General features: G+C 59.8%; 15 protein-coding genes and 1 pseudogene. 5 read left to right on the top strand and 11 right to left on the bottom strand.

Translation table 11 applies throughout. From position 1 onward, the window contains the following. The coding region (locus tag Q0M35_RS10095; protein ID WP_295314769.1) for an ABC transporter permease at positions 1-1,195 on the top strand (1,195 nt) is incomplete at its 5' end. 395 nt (positions 1,196-1,590) lie between these two features. Beyond that, positions 1,591-2,928, top strand: a complete 1,338-nt coding sequence (locus Q0M35_RS10090) for a ferredoxin reductase family protein (RefSeq protein ID WP_295314767.1) — start codon at positions 1,591-1,593, stop codon at positions 2,926-2,928. Positions 2,929-3,092: 164 nt separating this feature from the next. Here the strand turns inward: Q0M35_RS10090 and Q0M35_RS10085 are convergent, their stop codons facing one another. Next, positions 3,093-4,739 (bottom strand): thiamine pyrophosphate-binding protein, encoded by a 1,647-nt coding sequence (locus Q0M35_RS10085; RefSeq protein WP_295314765.1) that lies wholly within the window; start codon positions 4,737-4,739, stop codon positions 3,093-3,095. A 255-nt stretch (positions 4,740-4,994) separates the two neighbouring features. Here Q0M35_RS10085 and Q0M35_RS10080 point away from each other — a divergent pair, with 255 nt between their 5' ends. Beyond that, positions 4,995-5,552, top strand: a complete 558-nt coding sequence (locus Q0M35_RS10080) for a cupin domain-containing protein (RefSeq protein ID WP_295314763.1) — start codon at positions 4,995-4,997, stop codon at positions 5,550-5,552. 35 nt (positions 5,553-5,587) lie between these two features. On the opposite strand, the gene Q0M35_RS10075 is transcribed toward Q0M35_RS10080, so the two are convergent. From Q0M35_RS10075 to Q0M35_RS10035, 9 genes are all read right to left on the bottom strand, one after another. Next, positions 5,588-6,493, bottom strand: coding sequence for an SMP-30/gluconolactonase/LRE family protein (locus Q0M35_RS10075; protein WP_295314761.1), 906 nt, complete (start codon positions 6,491-6,493; stop codon positions 5,588-5,590). 11 nt (positions 6,494-6,504) lie between these two features. Further along, on the bottom strand, positions 6,505-7,485 hold the full coding sequence (locus Q0M35_RS10070; protein ID WP_295314759.1) for an ABC transporter permease: 981 nt from the start codon (positions 7,483-7,485) through the stop codon (positions 6,505-6,507). A 6-nt stretch (positions 7,486-7,491) separates the two neighbouring features. After that, on the bottom strand, positions 7,492-8,547 hold the full coding sequence (locus tag Q0M35_RS10065; protein ID WP_295314757.1) for an ABC transporter permease: 1,056 nt from the start codon (positions 8,545-8,547) through the stop codon (positions 7,492-7,494). Next, a complete protein-coding gene (locus Q0M35_RS10060) occupies positions 8,544-10,109 on the bottom strand; it encodes a sugar ABC transporter ATP-binding protein (protein WP_295314754.1) in 1,566 nt (521 codons plus the stop codon). Before Q0M35_RS10060 ends, Q0M35_RS10065 begins: the two co-directional genes overlap by 4 nt. Positions 10,110-10,194: 85 nt before the next feature. Beyond that, positions 10,195-11,331, bottom strand: coding sequence for a sugar ABC transporter substrate-binding protein (locus Q0M35_RS10055; RefSeq protein ID WP_295314752.1), 1,137 nt, complete (start codon positions 11,329-11,331; stop codon positions 10,195-10,197). A gap of 67 nt (positions 11,332-11,398) precedes the next feature. Continuing rightward, a complete protein-coding gene (locus Q0M35_RS10050) occupies positions 11,399-12,121 on the bottom strand; it encodes a GntR family transcriptional regulator (RefSeq protein ID WP_295314750.1) in 723 nt (240 codons plus the stop codon). 497 nt (positions 12,122-12,618) lie between these two features. Next, entirely contained in the window at positions 12,619-13,836 is a 1,218-nt protein-coding gene (locus Q0M35_RS10045; RefSeq protein WP_295314773.1) for a serine hydrolase, read from the bottom strand. Between the two features lie 748 nt (positions 13,837-14,584). Further along, entirely contained in the window at positions 14,585-15,076 is a 492-nt protein-coding gene (locus Q0M35_RS10040; protein ID WP_295314748.1) for a hypothetical protein, read from the bottom strand. Positions 15,077-15,221: 145 nt separating this feature from the next. After that, positions 15,222-15,905 (bottom strand): TetR/AcrR family transcriptional regulator, encoded by a 684-nt coding sequence (locus Q0M35_RS10035; RefSeq protein ID WP_366519656.1) that lies wholly within the window; start codon positions 15,903-15,905, stop codon positions 15,222-15,224. 95 nt (positions 15,906-16,000) lie between these two features. Here Q0M35_RS10035 and Q0M35_RS10030 point away from each other — a divergent pair, with 95 nt between their 5' ends. Both Q0M35_RS10030 and Q0M35_RS10025 read left to right on the top strand, forming a co-directional pair. Beyond that, complete coding sequence (locus tag Q0M35_RS10030) at positions 16,001-18,046, top strand: NADH:flavin oxidoreductase (protein ID WP_295314746.1); 2,046 nt, start codon at positions 16,001-16,003, stop codon at positions 18,044-18,046. Between the two features lies 1 nt (position 18,047). After that, positions 18,048-19,076 (top strand): proline racemase family protein, encoded by a 1,029-nt coding sequence (locus Q0M35_RS10025; protein WP_295314744.1) that lies wholly within the window; start codon positions 18,048-18,050, stop codon positions 19,074-19,076. Between the two features lie 749 nt (positions 19,077-19,825). Here the strand turns inward: Q0M35_RS10025 and Q0M35_RS10020 are convergent. Then, a pseudogene (locus tag Q0M35_RS10020) lies at positions 19,826-20,145 on the bottom strand (transposase); the annotation flags it as partial.

The following is a 20,145-nucleotide window of genomic DNA, read 5'->3' as shown; positions in this document are numbered from 1 at the left end:
TGGCACTGGCCTGTTTCGGGCCTGTCTTTACAGGCCTCGCTGCGCTCTCGCTTCGCTCACAGGAGAAATGATGCACCGTCTGCGCTGTATCTTCTGGCTTGGTCTGAAAGAGATGATGAGCCTGCGCCGTGACTGGGTGATGATGGCGCTGCTTTTGTGGTCATTCACGCTCTCGCCTGTGACGGAAGCGACGGGCGTGGCAACATCAGTAAACAATGCGTCCATCGCGTTTGCCGATGAAGACAACTCACCGCTGTCACGAAGCCTTGCCGCGGCGTTCTTTCCGCCTCAGTTTCAGCCCGTGGTTCCGATCCTCCCGGGCACAGGTGCCGCGCGGATGGATGCAGGCGATTACCTCTTTGTGGTTGCTGTGCCTCCGGGTTTTGAAAAGGACGTGCGCGCAGGCCGGGCGCCCGAACTACAGGTCCTGATAGATGCAACGGCGATGGAACAGGCCGGGATCGGCGCGACCTACATCACCAGCATTCTGAGCGCTGAGCTCCGGCGCTTTGCCATCGGCGCGGAACTTGTCAGCCCGCAACCCGTCGGGCTTATTCTGCACAGCGCTTTCAATCCCAACCGTGATACGGTTCGTTTTGCCGGGATCGTCGCCCTGATCGGTCAGATCATGTGGCTGACGACCATCCTCACCGGGGCGGCGATGATCCGCGAGCGCGAACACGGCACGATCGGGCATCTGCTCGCCATGCCCCTGGCTCCTTTTGATATTGCCATGGCAAAGATCTGGGCCAATGCCGCTGTCGTTCTTGTGGCCACCGGGCTGTCGCTCTTCTTTGTCATGCAGGGGGCGCTCGGGGTCACAATTGCCGGGTCAAAAGTGCTCCTCCTGGCGGGGACGGGTTTGTTTCTTTTCACAGCGACTGCGCTTGGCGTTTTTCTGGCAACGCTTGCGCGCTCCATGGCTCAGTTTGCGCTGCTTGTGATGCTGACGATCCTTCCGATGCTGATGCTCTCCGGGGGCGAGACCCCGATTGAAAGCCAGCCCGCCTGGCTGCAGGCAGGCACACTGTTGCTGCCCTCCCGCCACTATATGTCAGCCAGCCAGGCCATCGCATTCAAGGGTGCCGGGTTTGAGACGGTCTGGCCGGAGTTTATCTGGATGGCGCTGCTTGGTGCATTGCTTCTCGTCATCAGCCTGCTGCTCTTCAGAAGGTCGGTTGCCCAGGAAGGCTGAGGCGGTCTCCTGACCCATCGATGCCCCGCCGCGAGCCACATGCGGTGTCCGGAACCGGTCGTTTGTCATTTTGAGCGGACCACATGCGCATGCATCCTGCATCCGCTAAAGATCCATCCGGCGTGAGCGGATCTTCACAGGCCCGGATGATCCTGATCAATGCCGGCACCCCTGCATCGGGTTCAATATGCGCGGGCGAACCCGTTATTTCATCCGGCAACCGGGATATTCACAGTGTACGAGACCGATATCAGCACCGCTCCTTTTGACCCGGCACTACGGGCCACATGTCATTTTCGCCCGGGGAGGGTGAGGGTAGCCTGCCCCCGCATGGCATTTGCTGACGCAGTTCCGGACAGGGCATCACCGTTCCCCCGCACGTCCCGGGGTGCATAATGGCGCAGAATTCCCGCCTTGCTCCGCTCCTGCTGGTGCTTTTGTATCTCGCCACTGCCTGCCTGCCGCTGGTCCTGTCCTGGGCATCGGGCATGCCGCCGCGGAGTGTACGCAATGATGTCGCGTCGGGTCTCGGACTGCTTGCCTTTGCGATGATCCTGGCGGAATTCGTACTGTCCGGCAGGTTCCGCATCATTTCTTCAGGAGTCGGGCTTGATGTGACCATCCGGTTTCATCAGCTGATGGCGCGCACAGCGCTGGCCTTCGCCCTGCTGCATCCATTTGCGTACCAGTGGCTGCCCGGACCCGCGCGCCCCTGGGATCCGACGCGGGAGCTCACTCTTTCGGGTGATTTTCCGGCGCTTTTCACCGGCATCGCGGCCTTCGTGCTGCTTCCGGCCTTTGTCATCGTTTCAATGAAGCATGATGATCTCGGGTACAGATACGGGTTCTGGCGCCTGACGCACGGGCTCGGCGCGCTGTTGATTGCGGGCCTGTTGTTACATCACACACTGCACGCCGGGCGTTATAGTGCTGATCCCGTCATGGTCGGGATGTGGGTCACAATGACGGCAGTCGCGGCGTTTTCGCTGATTGTTGTCTATGTCGTCAAACCGTTCTGGCAGTGGCTGCACCCCTGGCGGGTATCTGCGATTGAACAGCTCTCCGAACGTCACTGGGGCGTTACGATTTCACCTGTCGGGCACCCGGGCGTTGCGTTCAGTGCCGGGCAGTTTGTCTGGCTCAATATCGGGCAGTCGCCGTTTTCAGTGAACGAAAACCCGTTTTCGATCAGTTCGGCACCCGCTGCCGGACCTGATCTGGGTTTTGTCATCAAAGAACTGGGCGATTTCACCTCGACGCTCGGAACGGTGCGGGTTGGCGAGAGGGCATATATTGACGGGCCGCATGGCACGCTGACAGTCCGGGACCGAAGCGAGCCGGGGATCGCGATGATCGCCGGAGGCGTGGGAATTGCCCCGATGCTCAGCATTCAGCGCGAGCTTGAACGTACAGGCGATCCGCGACGGACGGTCCTGATTTATGGCAACCGCACCGAAAACCAGATCGTTTTCAGGGACGAACTCGATGCCCGGGCGCTCGCTGATACTTCCGATGTGATATTCGTGCTGCGCGAACCGGATGAAGGCTGGACGGGACAGGTCGGGCTGATTGATGCCGGACTTGTTGCGCAAACCTTCGACCAAAAACAGTTCGAGACCTGGCTCTTTGTGCTCTGCGGCCCTCCGGCGATGATGACCGCGATAGAAGAAGCCCTCCTGGCGTCAGGTGTGTCTTCCGCCCGCATCCTGTCCGAGAGGTTCCGCTATGATTAAACGGTTTCTGCGGATGACCGAAGATCACCGGGTCTTCTGGACAGTGCTTGCGGTCAACGCTGCCCTGATCGCCGCACTTGTCGCCTTTGCGCTTCGCTGACAAGACACCCGGTCGGGCCCGGGCGAAGGGTCGCCCGTGGCTCAGAGACCGGGGGGCCACGGGATTAACTGTCTTCAAGCCGCAGCTTCGGAGACAGGGCGGCGGGATCTGTCTTCAGATGCAGGATCGACGGCAGCCCGCTGCCGCGCGCCTGCGCCAGAGCGGGCGCGAATTCTGCTGTACTCGTCACCGTCGCACCGAACCCGCCGTAAGCCCTCGCCAGTGCTGCAAAGTCGGGATTTTTCATCGCGGTACCCAACGGGCGCCCGGGGTATTGCCGTTGCTGGTGCATCCGGATCGTGCCGTACATCCCGTTGTCCGAGATGATCACAATCACCGCCGCGCCCTGATCGCAGGCGGTGCCGAACTCCTGGCTGACCATCTGAAAGCAGCCATCGCCGGCGAGACAGATTACCTCCCGGTCCGGATGCTGCAAACGGGCGGCAATGGCGGCCGGCAGCCCATACCCCATCGACCCTGATGTCGGCGCAAGCTGTGTGCGCCAGCTCCGGTACCGGTAATACCGATGCAACCAGGCAGAGTAGTTCCCTGCACCGTTGGTCAGGATCGCATCATCAGGCAGCACCGAATTCAGGTGTGCGATGACCTGCTCCATTTTGAGCGCGCCGGGTGTCTCCTGCGGCTCCTGCCAGGCCTCGTAAGAGGCGCGCGCACGGGTCAGACGGTCGCCGCCGTCGCGGTCTGCAGCAAGATCCCGCAGCTGCTTTATCACCGGGCCGGGCCGGGCCACGACTGCGAGCGCCGGGCGAAAGACGCGGCCGATCTCAGAGGGATCCGCGTGGATATGGATCAGCTGCTGGTCGGGCACCGGCGGGGTCAGCAGTGTATAACCGGAGGTCGTCATCTCACCCAGCCGCGTGCCGAGTGCCAGGAGCACGTCCGCCTCGCGCACCATCTCCGCCAGCGCCGGGTTGATCCCGATCCCGACATCACCCGCGTAATTCGGATGCCGGTTGTCCAGATAATCCTGACAGCGGAACGAGGCACCGACCGGCAGCCCCATCCTTGCCGCGAAATCGCCAAGGGCCTCCGCGGCCTCCGCATCCCACCCCCCGCCGCCGACGATCACCATCGGGCGTTGTGCCGCAGCCAGTTTGTCGACAACCGCTCTCAGGTCATCCTCTGCGGCTTTGCCCGACGGGAGGGTCGCTGCGGGAACCGCCACCCCTTCCACCGGCCCTGAGAGCATGTCTTCCGGCAGCGCCAGGACAACGGGCCCCGGCCTGCCCGACTGTGCTACGTGAAACGCGTGGCTGATGTATTCGGGGATCCGGTCGGCGCGGTCGATCTGTGCCACCCACTTGGCAAGGGGCCCGAACATGGCGCGGTAATCCACTTCCTGAAACGCTTCTCGGTCTTGCTGGTCGCTGGCGACCTGACCCACGAAAAGGATCATCGGCGTGCTGTCCTGAAAGGCCACATGCACACCTGCGCTGGCGTTGGTCGCACCCGGGCCGCGTGTTACAAAGGCGATGCCAGGACGACCGGTCAGCTTACCCGTGGCCTCGGCCATCATCGCCGCCCCGCCTTCCTGTCGGGCCACAACCACGTCAATGTCGGCGTCATGCAGCCCGTCAAGGGCGGCCAGAAAGCTTTCACCGGGGATACAGAAGACACGTTGCACGCCCTGGGCTGCCAGACACTGAGTGAGAAGGGCGCCGCCGTGCAGCGTTGATGGGGCATCTTTCATCTGTTGTGATCCTTTCAGGCGGAGTATGCGCAGTTGATACTGTGCCGGACCTTTGCACCCTCTGCCAGACGAATTTGACCGATAGCATCAGACACACCCGCCCTGTCAGGCATCAGACACGCCCGGGTTGCTTTTTGCCAGCGCGCGGCAGGCCGGCACGAAGTATGATCGCGCCCTGTCCTGCGGAAACTCTTCTTTGCACACACGCGTCATCGGGCTAGCCTTGGGAGAACGAACACAAAAGGAGGGATCCACATGGCAACGCCCGAAAGCTATACTTCGCGCCCGACAGACCGGATACCGAACAGCAGGTTTCCGCTTCTTGTGCATCGCAACGGGGTGCCCGGCGGAGGTGCCGGGGCGCTGCTTGAGCGGTTCAGGTCAAACGGCTGGCTCAACAACTGGCGGTATCCGGGCATCTATACTTACGCGCATTACCATTCGACGACCCATGAATGCCTTGGCTGCGCGTCGGGCTGGATGGAGATCGTCATCTTTGGCAAAGGCGGCACGAAAATCCGCGTAGAGGCCGGAGACGTCATTGTTATGCCCGCCGGCGTCTCGCACGAAATGGTCGCCAACTCTGACGACAACCTGATGGTCGGCGGCTATCCGGACGGACGGGACTGGGACAACATCCAGGAAGAGTTCATCACCCGTGAGGATTTCCGCGCGGCGGCCAAGCGTATTATGATGCTGCCGATCCCCGATCTGGATCCGGTCACCGGCGCGCCGCTGAAGTCCTGGATCGAGGCCCCCTCTTCGGTCGATGCCGATCTCAATGACTATCGGGACGGGCTCGATCCGGAATAGGTCGCGGTTGAGCGCATGCACATGCTGTGCAGGGCTCAGCAGCCTTGTGTATTCAGATAGACGGCGCGCAGAGTTGTGGTGGCGCAGATAAACAGACGATTGCGCTTAATGCCGCCAAACTCGACATTGGCCACGACTTCTCCGGTCAGGATTTTGCCGATCAGTTCGCCGTCTGGTGTATAGCAATGCACGCCGTCACCTGCGGAGGTCCAGATGTTGCCGTCGAGATCAAGGCGGAAACCGTCAAAGAGCCCTGCCCCGCATTCTGCAAAAACCTCTCCGCCGGAAAGTGCGCCATCTTCTGCGACATCGAAAACACGGATGTGGTGCGGTCCGTTTTCTATATGGGTGGCACCGGTGTCCGCGATATAAAGCCGGCTCTCGTCCGGCGAAAACGCCAGCCCGTTCGGTTTAACGAAGTCGCTGGCGACGGCGGAAACCGCGCCGCTTTCCGGGTCGATGCGGTACACAAGTGAGGCGCCGATCTCGCTTTCGGCGCTGTCGCCCTCATACTCGCCGTCGATGCCATAGGTCGGGTCGGTGAACCAGACGCTGCCATCCGATTTCACGACAACATCATTGGGGGAGTTCAGACGCTTGCCCTCATACTCTCCGGCCAGTGTGCTCACACTGCCGTCAAATTCGATCCGGCTCACCCTGCGGCCCTGGTGCTCGCAGGACACAAGCCGTCCCTGCCGGTCTCGCGTGTGCCCGTTGTGATACCCGCAGCCAGTCGCGAATTCAGAGACGACGCCATTGGTTTCGTCATAGCGCAGCACCCGGTTGCCGGGGATATCCGACCAGAGCAGGTATTTCCCGGCCGGAAAGTAAACCGGCCCTTCGGCCCAGCGCGTACCGCAATAAAGCGTCTCCATATGCACATTCTGCATAACGTATTTTGTAAAACGCGGATCAATGACCTCGAATTCGGGCATCAGCATGGTGTCGCCTCCTATTGCCGTTCCTGCCGGCCCCTGTCGTAGAACAGAAGCATGAGAATAATCACAGACCCATAGATCACCTGGCGCCCCGCTTCGGGCATCTGCATGATCGACAACACCGAGTTCAGCAGCACGATCAGAATGACCCCGACAAGCGTGCCAAGATACCGCCCCCGGCCACCAAGAATATGCGTGCCACCGATCACAACCGCGGCGATGGCGGGGAGCAGATAGGCGTCGCCCATTCCCTGATAAGCCTTGGTCGAGTATCCGGCGAGCAGCGTGCCGCTGAGCCCGGCCATCATGCCGCAAAGACCAAAGGCGAAAACAATAACCCAGCGCGTCGGCGCACCGGCAAGATAGGCTGCAGATTCGCGGTTGCCGATCGCAAAAATATAGCGGCCTACCGGCGTTTTGCGCAGGATGAAGACGACCAGCACCGAGACGGCCGCCCACACAAAGAGCGCCACCGGAATACCAAGAATCTTGCCGACGGCCAGATACTGCATCAGCGGCGTGGCGGCTGTTTGCGGCGCAAAGCCGCCCGTATAGGCGACCATCAGGCCGCGCATCACCGCATTGACCCCAAGCGTGAATATCATCGAGGGGATGCGCAGATAGGCGACCCCCAGCCCGTTCACAAGACCAACGGCGAGGCCCACGCTGAGCCCGACGGGAAGTGCTGCGGCGCCGCCGAACGCCGTGGCCATCATCGCCGAAGCGGCTACCGTCCAGGGAACCGACAGATCTATATGCCCCAACAGGATCACCAGCATCATACCGGCCGCAACAATGCCAAGAAAAGAGCCGACCTGCAGCTGTTGCAGCATATAGCCGGGCGAGAGCAGCGTCGCGGTGCCCTGGGTCGCCAGCGTATAGGCCGTGCCGATTGCGAGGATCACAACGATACACCCAGAGGCAATCACAACCGGCTTGTTCTCCGGCGTCCAGAGGCGGCTTTTCGCTTTGGGCATGGTGTCGGTTGTTGTCATAATGGCCTACCTGAAAAGCTCCAGGGTGTTTTTGATACGCAAGACGCTCAAAGCACCGATGCTGACCGCCCCCAGCAACACAACGCCTTCAAAAAGCGGCTGCAGCAGCGGGTCAATGTCGAAAATACGAAAGTTAAAAGAGATCGTGCGCAGCACGAGGGCGCCGAAAATTGAGCCGATCGCTGTGCCCACCCCGCCCAGCAGGGATGTGCCGCCGATCACCACGGCAGCAATCGAATTCAGTGTATAAGCACCCGCCTGCGGAATATCGGCATTGCCCGAGGAGGTCTGCAGCGTCAGGTAAATGCCGCCGACGCCCGCAAAAAACCCACCCAGTGTGAATGCCGCGATCTTGGCCCGGTCAATCGGCAGACCGGACATATAGGCCGCACTTTCGCCCGAACCGATCGCATAAACGGTCCTGCCCGTCACCGACCGCGAAAAAGGCATCCAGACAAAAAGTGCCACGACAACCAGCAAAAGCGCCGGCACGGGCAGCCAGGCGACCGGCTGAAACCAGGCGGCCTCGCCGTTGTCGAAAAACCCGTAGGTCGCAGCAATCTCGTAAAGGTCATTGGTCATGACCCAGGCCAGATCTCCGTCAACGTCACCGCCCGGCGTCGGACGCAGAAACAGCGCCAGCCCCATGAAGATCGCCCCTGTAGCAAGCGTTGCAATAATCGGCTGAATGCGCCCGTAAACCACCACGCAACCATTCACGAAACCACAAAGCGCCCCGGTCAGCAGACAGACGATAAAGCCGAACACAATCTCCAGCGGGCTGCCGTTGAGCAGGTGGCTGGCCAGCGTATTGACCAGCGTCATCACCGCCCCCACCGACAGATCCAGCCCGCCCATCAGAACCGGTACGGTCTGCGCCATGGCCACCATCACGAGCGCAAAGACCTCGTTGGCGTTCTGGATGTAGACTGCCGTGGAAAAACCGCGCGGGTGGTTGCTGTTGTAGAAAATATAGAACAGCAGAAATATCGCGATCACTGTGATCAGCGGGGCGCTCTGGCGCAGAATAATCGACAGATCAGATTTTCGCGTGTGGCTCATTGCGCGGCTTCCTCGATGTTCAGGGCACTGGAAATAATGTTGCGTTCGGTGATCTCCGACCCTGCAAGCTCGCGCACGATCTGCCCGTCATACATGACAGCCACCCGGTCACAGCAGCCGATCAGTTCTTCGTAATCGGTGGAATAAAGCACGATTGCAGCGCCCTCTTTGGCAAGCTCGCGCAAAAGCAGATAGATCTCCTGCTTTGTGCCCACGTCGATGCCGCGGGTGGGATCGTTGAGCAGAATGATCTTCGGGTCGGTCATCAGCCATTTCGCGATGACGACCTTTTGCTGATTGCCCCCCGAGAGCGTTGAGACGGCATCGGATTTATTGCCGATTTTGATCTGCATCCGACGGACAGCTTCCGCAACTGAACTTTCCAGTGCGTTCTGATCCAGCATGATGCCGTTAGACATCCGGCTGAGCGAAGCGATCGAGAGATTATCCGAGATCGACATGGGCAACATGAGCCCTTCGGTTTTGCGGTCTTCGGGCACCAGGGCGATGTCCACGCCTGCGCGTTTTGCATCAATGGGCGAGCGGATACTGACTGGCTTGCCGTTGATCTCGATCGTACCGGAGGTGCTTTTGAGCACGCCGAAAAGCCCCAGCAGCAGTTCTTTCTGGCCCTGACCGTCGAGCCCGCCCAGCCCCACTATTTCGCCTTTTCGCACTGAAAGATCGATGCCCTGCAGGACATTTTCCCAGGCAAAATTTCTGACCTGCAACACCGGCGGCGCGGCTCCCTGAGTTGCCAGGTCTTTGTCCGGCTTGGGTGGAAAATGCGCCGAAATCTCACGGCCGATCATCATCTGAACGATTTCCTCGGCGGATCTTGTGCCCTGCCGGAAGGTTTCGACATTATGACCGTTACGGAAGACCGAGCACATATCAGCCACCGCTTCGATCTCATGCATCCGGTGTGAAATGCTGAGGATGGAAATGCCGTCATCGCGCAGCTTGCGCAAAATTTCAAAAACGCGGTCCACATCCGAAGATGTCAGCGCCGAGGTCGCCTCATCCAGGATCAGAACGGTGGGGTCTTTGGCCAGCGCCTTTGCGATCTCGACCATCTGGCGGCGCGACAACGGCAGATCCCGCACCCTGTTGAGCGGGTTCACATCCTCGCATCCGATCCGCGCGAGCAGCTCTTCGGCGCGTCTCTTCTGGGCTCTTTTGTCAATCAGACCGAACCGGCGGGGCGGGTCTGCAATCATGATGTTGTCTGCCACGCTCAGATCCGGCATCAGCGACAGTTCCTGAAAGATGCACACGATGCCCGCGTCATTAGCGGCCGAGGGTCCCGAAAAGGTGACCTCTCTGCCGTCAAGCATCATTCGCCCCTCATCCGGGGTAACAACGCCGGACATAATCTTGATCAGCGTGGATTTCCCGGCACCGTTCTCACCGAGGACAGCATGGATCGAGCCCAGATCGCAGGAGAAGTTCACATTCTCCAGGGCCGTCACCCCGCCGTAGCGTTTTGTAATCCCTGTCAGAGACATATGTGCGGAAGGCGCGGTCTTGAGGCCGCGGTCCGTCTGGCCGTCAGGTGTCATAAGAGCCCTTAATCCCGTCTCTGCTGCCCACAAACTCTGCACCGCGCCGTGACGCGGTGCAAAGAAGTTTTACCTGATCGTGTTATCAGTTGTTGTCAGCCGACTTTGCCATGATCTCGCGGGCTGTGATATTCACGCCGCAGGGCGGGAATTCATTCACCGTAAAGAAATTATCGGTGAGATCAGGCCAGTAGTTTTTGTCGGCTTCCATCTCGTCGTAATCGGCAAAGGGGATCGGAACCGAAATCAGCTGTGGCATCACGTTTCCGTCAAGGGCTGCAAGGGCTGCTTTCATAGCGATAGCGACCATGCCGGGCGACTGTCCGATCGACGTGCCTTTGAGACCTTGCGGTCCGTATTCGGCAAGCAGTTTGCGATAGCCGTTTTCGCTCTCACCGGCGATCGGGACGAGGGGATGTCCGGCATCCAGCATCGCGCGGACCGCACCGGTGGTTCCGCCCTGCACCACGACGGCGTCGAACTCCTTGTGCACGGCGATCGCATCAGCGGTCACTTTCTGGGCCGTGCCGTCATCCCAGTTGCCGACGACCTCAACGATGTCCCAGTTTCCCGAGGGCTCCATGAGTTCGCGAAATCCGATGTGGCGGTCGCGGTCCACCGAGTTGCCCTGGAGACCCCGCACTTCGAGTATCTTGCCGGAAGTTTTGTCGCCCAGCTGTTCCATCAGCCAGCGTGCGTACATCCGGCCCATCTCAAGCTGGTCTTCGTTGACCTGCATGACCTTGTCGGTGTCGAGCACGTTGTCAAAGGGCACGACCACCACGTCATTGCGGTCAGCAAGACGGATCACCCGGTCAAAGCCTTCCGGCGAGACCGCGATCGTCACGATGGCGTCAAACCCCTGGTTAATGAAGTCCTCGATCGCACCAAGCTGGGCTGCGACGTCGGTGCCGGTTGAGACAACCTTGAACTCCTCGATCTGCGAGGCGATGTCTTCCTGTTCGGCAAAGGCCTTGGCAGTCTGGATCATCTGAATGCGCCAGGTGTTGCCGACAAACCCGTTCACGACCGCAATTTTGTGCGGTCCGTCGCGCGGCTCCCACTGCATGTATTTGATCTCGTCGTTCCAGGGGGCAAAGCACGCCGGATCATGCCCGGGCCCTTCGACGGTTTCAGGCCCTGCGAATGCCGCCGTGGACAGCATCAAACCGCCGGCCAGTGTGGCACAGCCCGCAATTTCGCGTATTCCGAAAAATTTCATTGTTGTAGTCCTCCCAGATTAAAACTTGTTGTCGTTCCTTATCGTTTCCTCCAACCAGGCCCTTGCATCAGCTGGTTTTCCCCGGCTGCGGGCCTGTGCCTTTTCCCTGTTTAGATTCATTGAAAATCGCCGTGATGTTTCGTCCAAGCTGATGCAGGTGTTCTTCGACGCGCGCCTGGGCGCGATCGGCATCCCGCGCACGCAATGCCTCGAGGATCTGCGTGTGCTGTGCCTGCATAAGGGGTCTCCCGCTGATCGTCTGTGTGGACAGAAAACGGGTGCGATAAAGCCGTGCGTTAAGGTGACTGTGCGTCTCGATCAGGGTCGCATTACCGGAGGCTTCGACAATCTGCCTGTGAAACGCCATGTCCAGCTCAAAGAATTCCAGCTCACCGCGCCGGGTGCCGGATAATTCCATCTCGTCGAGCAATCGCTGCAGATCGGTGAGAGCCGCCTGCGATATCTGCTTTGCGGCCAGGCGCGCGCCGTGCGCCTCCACAAGCCGGTGAACCTCCAGAAGCTCCAGAATGTCGGACAGGCCGGGGCTGGCCACCCGCGGCCGGCGGTTGGGGGTGATGGCGATCAGCCCTTCCCGGCCCAGCATCTGCAGCGCCTCACGCATTGGCGTGCGAGACACACCCAGTTTTTCGGAAAGTACCCGCTCGACCAGCACTTCTCCCGGCGCGAGATCGCCGAGCAGAACCCAGTTGCGCAACCGGTCCGCCACCTGAGCGGAGAGTGTCAGCGGAATTATCCTGCCGTCTTCATATTCGGTTCGGTTGGGCATCATACCGGTGAAATGCACTCCGGAAGGTTTGAGCAGATTTGGTATACACTATGACAGTACACCAAATTTGCATCAAATCAATTGCTCTGATTGACCACCACTGCTTGGTGCAAACCGCCTTCGGCGGTGATTTCACTTCACAATGGCCTCTGTCCGATCCGTGGCCATCGGGCGCGCGCATCCGTTCGATGATCGGCGCGCCCGATGAAGTGGTAAGGCAAATTCCACCGGATTATATGGAGCGCGTCACCTCTGCGCGTCGACTTGCCCGACAGTGATTGTCAGGCCTTGTTCCGAAGGCCATGCCGGCGATGTCGCTCTTCGCACGGGAAGCCCCACCTGGCCGGCCCCCAATTATTTTCTTAAGCCAAAAGGATGCTCAGCACCTCCGCTGCGCTGGGAGCGCTTCAGAAGGCGGCCTTGTCAGCCGCCTCCATCTTTCGGACTGTGCGTGTTCTGTCCCGCTCACCGCAGACGCGGTTTCCCCATCAGGGTGCTGATCAGCGTGCCATCAGAAACTCGGCCACGGCCTGGTAGGCGGGCAGAGACGTCGGGTCGATGAAGCCGTTCTGAGACCTTGGGAAGGAGGAGAGGCGCACGAGGACCATCCCGGCGGTCGGATCGACATAGATCGTCTGACCATGGACCCCACGCGCCGCAAACGCTCCGTGATCGTTGTGAAACACCCACCATTGGCTGGTGTAGCTGCCGGGGCCAAAGGTTGGAAAGCCGTCTCCGAACTTGGACCGGTCGCCGCCCGCGCGGATGTTCGCCACGACCTCAGCCGGGAACAGGCGCTCGCCGTTGGACGCGCCTTCGTTCAACATCAGCTGGCCCAGCCGCCCGAGATCGCGCAGACCGGCGGTGATGCCGCCACCCGCAAAGGGCACGCCTTTGCCGTCGACGGTCTGGTAGGCGTCCTGCTCCACACCCATCCGACGCCAGAGCCGCTCTGAGGCAAGCTCGGTCACCGACTTGCCCGAGACCTTGCTGATGATCCAACCCAGCATGTCGGAGTTGATGGTCTTGTAATGGAATTCGTCGCCGTGGTTACCCTCGGGTTCGACCTGTTGGAGATATTCCCAATAGCCATCCGGCCCCTCGTATCCTTCTGCCTTGGGCAGCGGGCTGGCAGCGGCGGAATAGAGCCAGATGTCGGCGTTGGGATCGGAGTAGTCCTCGGAGTATTTCACACCGGTGGTCATATCCATGACCTGCCGCACGGTCGCCGTGGCGAAGGCGCTGTCGCCAATCTCGGGGACGTAGTCGCGGACCAGCCTGGTGTCATCGAGGGTGCCCTCGACCACCATGATCTCGGCCAGAAGTCCGGTGAAAGACTTCGTCATCGACATGATCGCGTGCTTGCCGTCCTCCTCCAGACAGCCGAAATAGCGTTCGTAAACGACCTGACCTTTGTGGATGATCAGCATGCCGTCGGTGTAGTTGGCATAGAGCGACTCTTCCCAGGTCATCTCTTCTTCGCTTTTCTGCGGATTGAAGGTGACCGCGTCGATCTGCTGCCGCATGTCAGCGAATTCGGCCGGCGGCAGGTACTCCAATGGCATCGGCGCGCCGAGCCCGCGACTGATTTCCTCTGTGGGTAGGAATTCACGCAGGTGACAAACCGACCAACGTAACCTTGGAAAGCTGAAGTAGACACTGTCGGGCTGTGTGATGATCTTGTCTTCGGGCGGCGGAAAGCCCTGCATCCAGCCCATGACATTGGGGTCGGAGTCCCGGGCGGTGAGCGCTGCGGACTGCGCGAATGCCCCGGTACCTGCTACGGTGGCAAAAGTGGCGGCAATCAACAACTTATAAACATTCGATGATGACAAAGTAACTTCCCCTGTTCCGATATGCTTAACGCACGGTATCGAATATGATGCCTTTCGGAAAGGACGTGCCAACATGCAGTTTTGCAAAACTTAAAAGCGGCGGTCAGAGCTATCATAAATAGTCTGCGTGAAAACGGTCATCTTCAAGACCTCCAGGATAGTCTGATGACGCTTCTGTAAAGGAGCATCGGGTCATTACTCAGAACCTGTGACTGCGTTCCGATCAAGGACGGCACACTCCTCAGAAAAAAGTTCCGGAAAGCCCACAATACTTCCGGAACCGGTCCTTCGTTTTTTACTAATTCTAAGGCGGTTAAGTCCCGCAACTCGGACATAGCTTGGTTCTTCGCCGCCGTCCGCTCCTGCGCGAAGCAGCCATTCGAGGTCGGAGTTTCGAAAATTTCACAGTAAACGCCGGCTTAGCGCATCTTTTCAGACACCTGATGAAAACCGTCAGGTGTCCGGACCGGGCCCAGGATGACCGATGCTGCGTCTCCCCTGAACGGGCGGGAACCGTTCATTGCTGCCGTTGGCCATGGCATGAAACGACGCAGAGCAAACCAGCTTAAGTCTCAGACTTAAGTCCGCTGTGATGATATCCGGATCGAGAGAAGTCATTCTATGAAAAATATCACTGCTCTGATTGCAACCTCTTCGAGATGAAGTTGACCATCATCAGATCAAGACGGGCCCCGCCGCCATTCCCGAAGACTGTAATCTTCTCTGCTGACTTTCTTCCCTCAATCAGTTCAGGAATCAGATCGTAAAGATCCCCGAGCACATTGTTCTCGGCAATCACGCCGCTCGATAGAGGGATCATCAATTCACCGATGTGATGGAGCGTCGTTTGGCGGCTGTCTGCGAAGAGCGAGGCCCTCGACATCAGATCGTCATCAGCTTCGCGCATGTCCGCCTTGCACGGGCCGATCAGATCCACATGCGTTCCTGGACGGATCCAAGCACCCCCAAGCACCGGCTCGCGGGCCGTGGTCGCGCAGCTGATAATGTCTGCCTTCCCTGCCGCCTCGGAGAGATCGGGGGCTCCTTCGACGGTGAAATCCCCGGACAGCCATTCGGCAGCGAGGGCGCGCCCGCTCCGGGCGCCGTGATCAGATCCACACACGCTCAGGCCGGAAAAACATGTCGGCGACAGGTGCGCACGGCAGACGGTGCCCGTCCCTCAGGGTCGCCACGGCGTCCGACCAGGACAGGTGTTCAATGGTGCCGTCTCAGGTGATCCGGCAAAAGGTAATTGCGACGTCGTATCCTTAGGTCTCAGCAGCCGGGTCGAACTTCAGGCGCGCGTAGAACCGTGCCAGTTCACTCGGGCTGGGCGCTTGCCCGCAAAAGGTCTTCACATAGCCTGGTGCCCGCGCCATCCGTACGGCGGTGGCCTCGGATACCTGCATTGAGATGTAGCCGATCTGGGTCAGGTAGACGGTCCGCGCCCGGACATCCGCCTCATCCTCGGCGAACCCAAAGCGCGCGAACATCGCCCGGATCGCCTTCAGCCGGGTCTCGTCGGCCTCATGGACTCGTCCTGCTGCGAGATCGGAATGGTGCGCCCACCCTCTGATCGCGAAGTCGAGCTGTGGCTCGAAGAGCGCCTCGTCATGGAACACCGCAATGAGATTGAGGACAGCTTCGGGAATGGCCTCCGCATAGGCGCCGCAGGCCTCGACGAAGGCGCCGGTGTTCTTTGTATCCCACTCTTCCAGAAGCGCATCGAGCAGCGCATTCCGGTCCTTGAAGAACCAGTAGAAGCTGGTGCGCGCAATCTGCAGCTGGCCCGCCAGCGGCTGGATCTTAACAGCATCGACGCCAGAAGAGATCAGCGCCTGTTTTGCTGCAGCCATCCAGACGGCGCGCGACCCACGCCAGCCGGTGGCCTTTTCGTCGGATGCAAGTGTGTCGTTCTTTGCGGTCATGGCATCGACATTAGTTCTGGTCACCGTTGGTCACAAGAAAAATATACAGATATGAACGTTAACTTGACATATGTGAACATTTTGAAGATACAGGCGCTATCCGCCAGTGAGGCCCGCCCATGTCCAACGATCCCCTTCTTCAACCATATCAGCTCAAACACCTGACGCTTCGGAACCGGATCATGACCACCAGTCATGAACCGGCCTATCCCGAAGACGGGATGCCGAAAGAGCGCTATGCCGCCTATCATGCGGAACGCGCCAGGGCCGGGGTAGCTTTGGCCATGACAGCAGGCTCGGCAGCAGTGTCTAAGGACAGCCCGCCGGTGTTCAACAACATCCTCGCCTACAAGGACGAGGTTGTGCCGTGGATCAAACAGCTGACTGATGCCTGCCACGACCATGGTTGCGCTGTGATGATCCAGCTGACGCATCTTGGTCGCAGGACCCGCTGGGACAAAGGCGCATGGCTGCCATCGGTATCATCAACCATGCACCGCGAACCGGCCCACCGCGCCTTCCCAAAGCGCGCGGAGGACTGGGACATTGAGCGCATCATCACCGACTTTGCCGACGCGACCGAGCGGATGAAGGCGGGCGGTATGGACGGGATCGAACTGCAGGTCTATGGCCACCTTCTGGATCAGTTCTGGTCACCCCTGACCAACGATCTGGACGGGCCGCATGGCGGGCAAAGCCTTGACAGCCGGATGAAGCTGTTGATGGACGTGCTGACGGGCATCCGCAAGCGGGTGGGCACCGATTTCATCGTCGGTCTGCGTTACACTGCCGACGAGACCGAGGCCGGTGGAATCACGCCCGAGGAAGGCATCGAGATATCCAGGCGGCTGGCGGACAGCGGCATGGTCGATTTCCTGAACGTGATCCGGGGACGCATCCACACCGACCCGGCGATGACCGACGTAATCCCGGTCCAGGGCATGAAGAACGCCCCGCATCTGGATTTCGCCGGGGAGGTCAAGAAGGCCACCGGCATGCCTACGTTCCACGCCGCGAAGATCCCGGACGTGGCGACGGCGCGCCACGCCGTTCAGGCAGGGCTCCTGGACATGGTCGGCATGACCCGCGCCCACATAGCCGACCCGCATATCGTGAAAAAGATCGTCGAAGGGCGTGAGGACGACATCCGCCCTTGCGTCGGCGCCACATACTGCCTCGACCGCATCTATGCCGCCGGAGAGGCGCTTTGCATCCACAACGCGGCCACCGGGCGTGAGCTGACGATGCCACACGAGATCGCGCTCGCCGAAACCCGGAAGAAGGTGGTGATCATCGGCACCGGTCCGGCCGGGCTGGAGGCTGCCCGGGTCGCGGCGGAGCGTGGTCATCACGTCACAGTCTTCGAGGTCCAGCCCGATCCTGGCGGGCAGGTTCGCCTGACGGCGCAGAACCCGCGCCGGCGCGAGATGATTTCCATCATTGACTGGCGTATGGCGCAATGCGCGGCCCGAGACGTCGAGTTCCGTTTCAACACCTGGGCCGAAGCCGGGGACGTGACCGACCTGAACCCCGATGTGGTGATCGTCGCCACGGGCGGGCTGCCCAACACCGGCCTCTTCGAGGACCGCTCCGAACAGACCCTTGTGGTCTCGGCCTGGGACCTGATTTCGGGCGACGTCAAACCCGGGCAGGATGTGCTGGTCTATGACGAAAGCGGCGATCATCCCGGCCTCATGGCTGCCGAGATTGCGGCAAACGTGGGTGCCAGGGTCGAGGTGATGACCCCCGACCGGACATTTGCCCCAGACATCATGGCGATGAACCTGGTGCCATACATGCGGGCGCTGCAAGATAAGGACGTGACCTTCACAGTGACCCGACGCCTGAAGGCCGTGGGAAAGGATGGCAATCGTCTCAAGGCCACGATCGGGACGGACTACAGCGATTTCACCAGCGAGAAGACCTACGACCAGATCGTCGTGAACTACGGCACCCTTCCGCTGGACGATCTCTACTTCGAGCTGAAGCCTCGCTCTTCCAACGGCGGCGCGGTCGACCATGACGCCCTGATCGAAGGCCGCCCACAGCAGGTTGTGCGCAACCCGGACGGCGCCTTCCAGCTCTTCCGCATCGGCGACGCCGTCAGCGCCCGCAACACCCACGCGGCAGTCTACGACGCACTGCGTCTGATGAAGGATATTTGACATGCGCTCGACCAGGACCATCCACGTGATCTCCGCCCATGCAGAGGGCGAGGTCGGCGACGTGATCGTCGGCGGCGTCCTGCCGCCACCCGGCGACACGGTCTGGGAACAGAGCCGATGGATCGCGCGCGACCAGACTCTGCGCAATTTCGTGTTGAACGAACCGCGTGGTGGCGTCTTCCGGCACGTCAACCTTCTGGTTCCGCCGAAACATCCCGAGGCACAGGCCGCCTGGATCATCATGGAACCCGAGGACACGCCGCCAATGTCCGGATCGAACTCGATCTGCGTGTCGACCGTGCTTCTGGATGCAGGTCTGGTGCCGATGCAGGAGCCCGAAACCCGCATCGTGCTGGAAGCCCCCGGCGGGCTGGTGCGTGTGCGGGCAGAATGCCAGAACGGAAAGGCGGAGCGTATTCACGTGCAAAACGTCCCCTCGTTTGCCGCCGAACTGGATCGCGCGCTGGAAGTCGAAGGCCTTGGTACGCTGACCGTCGATACTGCCTATGGCGGCGACAGTTTCGTGGTCGTCGATGCGGTGGCGCTGGGGTTCTCCCTGAATGAATCCGAGGCACATGACATCGCCAAACTTGGTGTCCGCATCACAAATGCAGCCAACAAACAGCTGGGCTTTACCCATCCAGAGAACCCGGACTGGCGTCATATCTCGTTCTGCTTGTTCGCGGGACCGCTTGTCGAAAGCGCGCAAGGCCTTGAAACTGGCGCTGCGGTGGCCATTCAGCCGGGCAAGGTCGATCGGTCACCCACCGGCACCGCGCTTTCGGCCCGGATGGCCCTGCTGCACGCACGCGGCGTGATGAAGACAGGTGACCGTCTAACTGCGCGTTCGGTGATCGGTTCGACGTTTTCGGGCACCATCGTCGAGGAAACCAGAGCAGGTGATCGGGCAGCCATCGTCCCGGAAATCTCGGGGCGTGGCTGGATTACCGGTATCCACCAGCACATGCTGGACCCTTCCGATCCCTGGCCCGAGGGGTATCGTCTTTCGGACACGTGGGGCGCTCGATAAGAGTATATTGATTAGCAGGTCAATGACCTCCCTTCGTCTGCCCGAGATGTTTTTCGCTGCAGTCGCAATGCGAAGAAACCTGACTTTGGGCTTGCCGCAGCGAATTCGCACCTGGTCCCGCGACTGTGTCATTGAAGCCCCGTGCAGAGAATGGCTGCTTTTATCAATGTTACAGGTCTGGAGCCAAAGCTGAAAAGCGCTGGCACTTTATGCAACTACTGAAGAAAAGCGCGAGGCTTGTCAGGCGAAGAGTAAGGATGACCCAAAAGGGAACTGAGAGGGGGACTACGCCCTTCTGTTGATTGAGAAGTTTATGTTTTTATTATGTAAATACATTTAAGTGGTGCCCGGGGGCGGCATCACAGTGAATAGAAAAAACAGTCACTTAAAGATCGGTGGGACAGTTTTTCGTCCCACTGATTATTAGGGTTTTTCGGAAGCGTGTCCCACCGACTAAGGGCAAAAAACCACGATCAGCGAGCCACATGAGTGGTCAGCTTGCCGACTGACCATCTGAAAAGAAAATCTCATCGACGCGGGCGACCGCTTTTCTGACAGTGCCAAGCTGGCTTGGCTTCTTAAAGCGTTTCCAGTTTATGTAGGATCATACCCCGCCTCGCAAAAGTAGTTCCAGCATTCCTGAGGTGTGTAGAGATCACAGATTTCGCTGAGGGCTTTGAACAGCTCAGTGAATGATCGCGCTGGCGAACGACGAGCTGACGTACGCGATGCATCGCAAGCAGAGCCTACTGTTCTTTCGACTTCACAGCAACAAACCGCATGGTTGGTCGCGTGACCGCTTCGCAGATAGCTTCGGCGTCAACGGCATCAGTCTTGCCACGCTTCACATATGGTTTGAAGTAGACCGCAGGCATCAGCCGCACATCATGACCAATCGCAATCAACTCACGCGCCCAATGATGCGCAGACCCACACGCCTCAATGCCGACCAGGCAACTCGGCAACTTCTCGAAGAACTTGAGCAGCTGCCTGCGCCGAATTGTTCGATTGAAGGCAACCGTGCCGTCAGCGGTAATTCCATGGACCTGAAAAACGTCCTTCCCAAGAT

It is taken from the genome of Roseobacter sp. (genome assembly GCF_024639605.1).
GTDB lineage: Bacteria > Pseudomonadota > Alphaproteobacteria > Rhodobacterales > Rhodobacteraceae > Roseobacter.
This window is presented reverse-complemented; position numbering and strand designations above follow the sequence as displayed.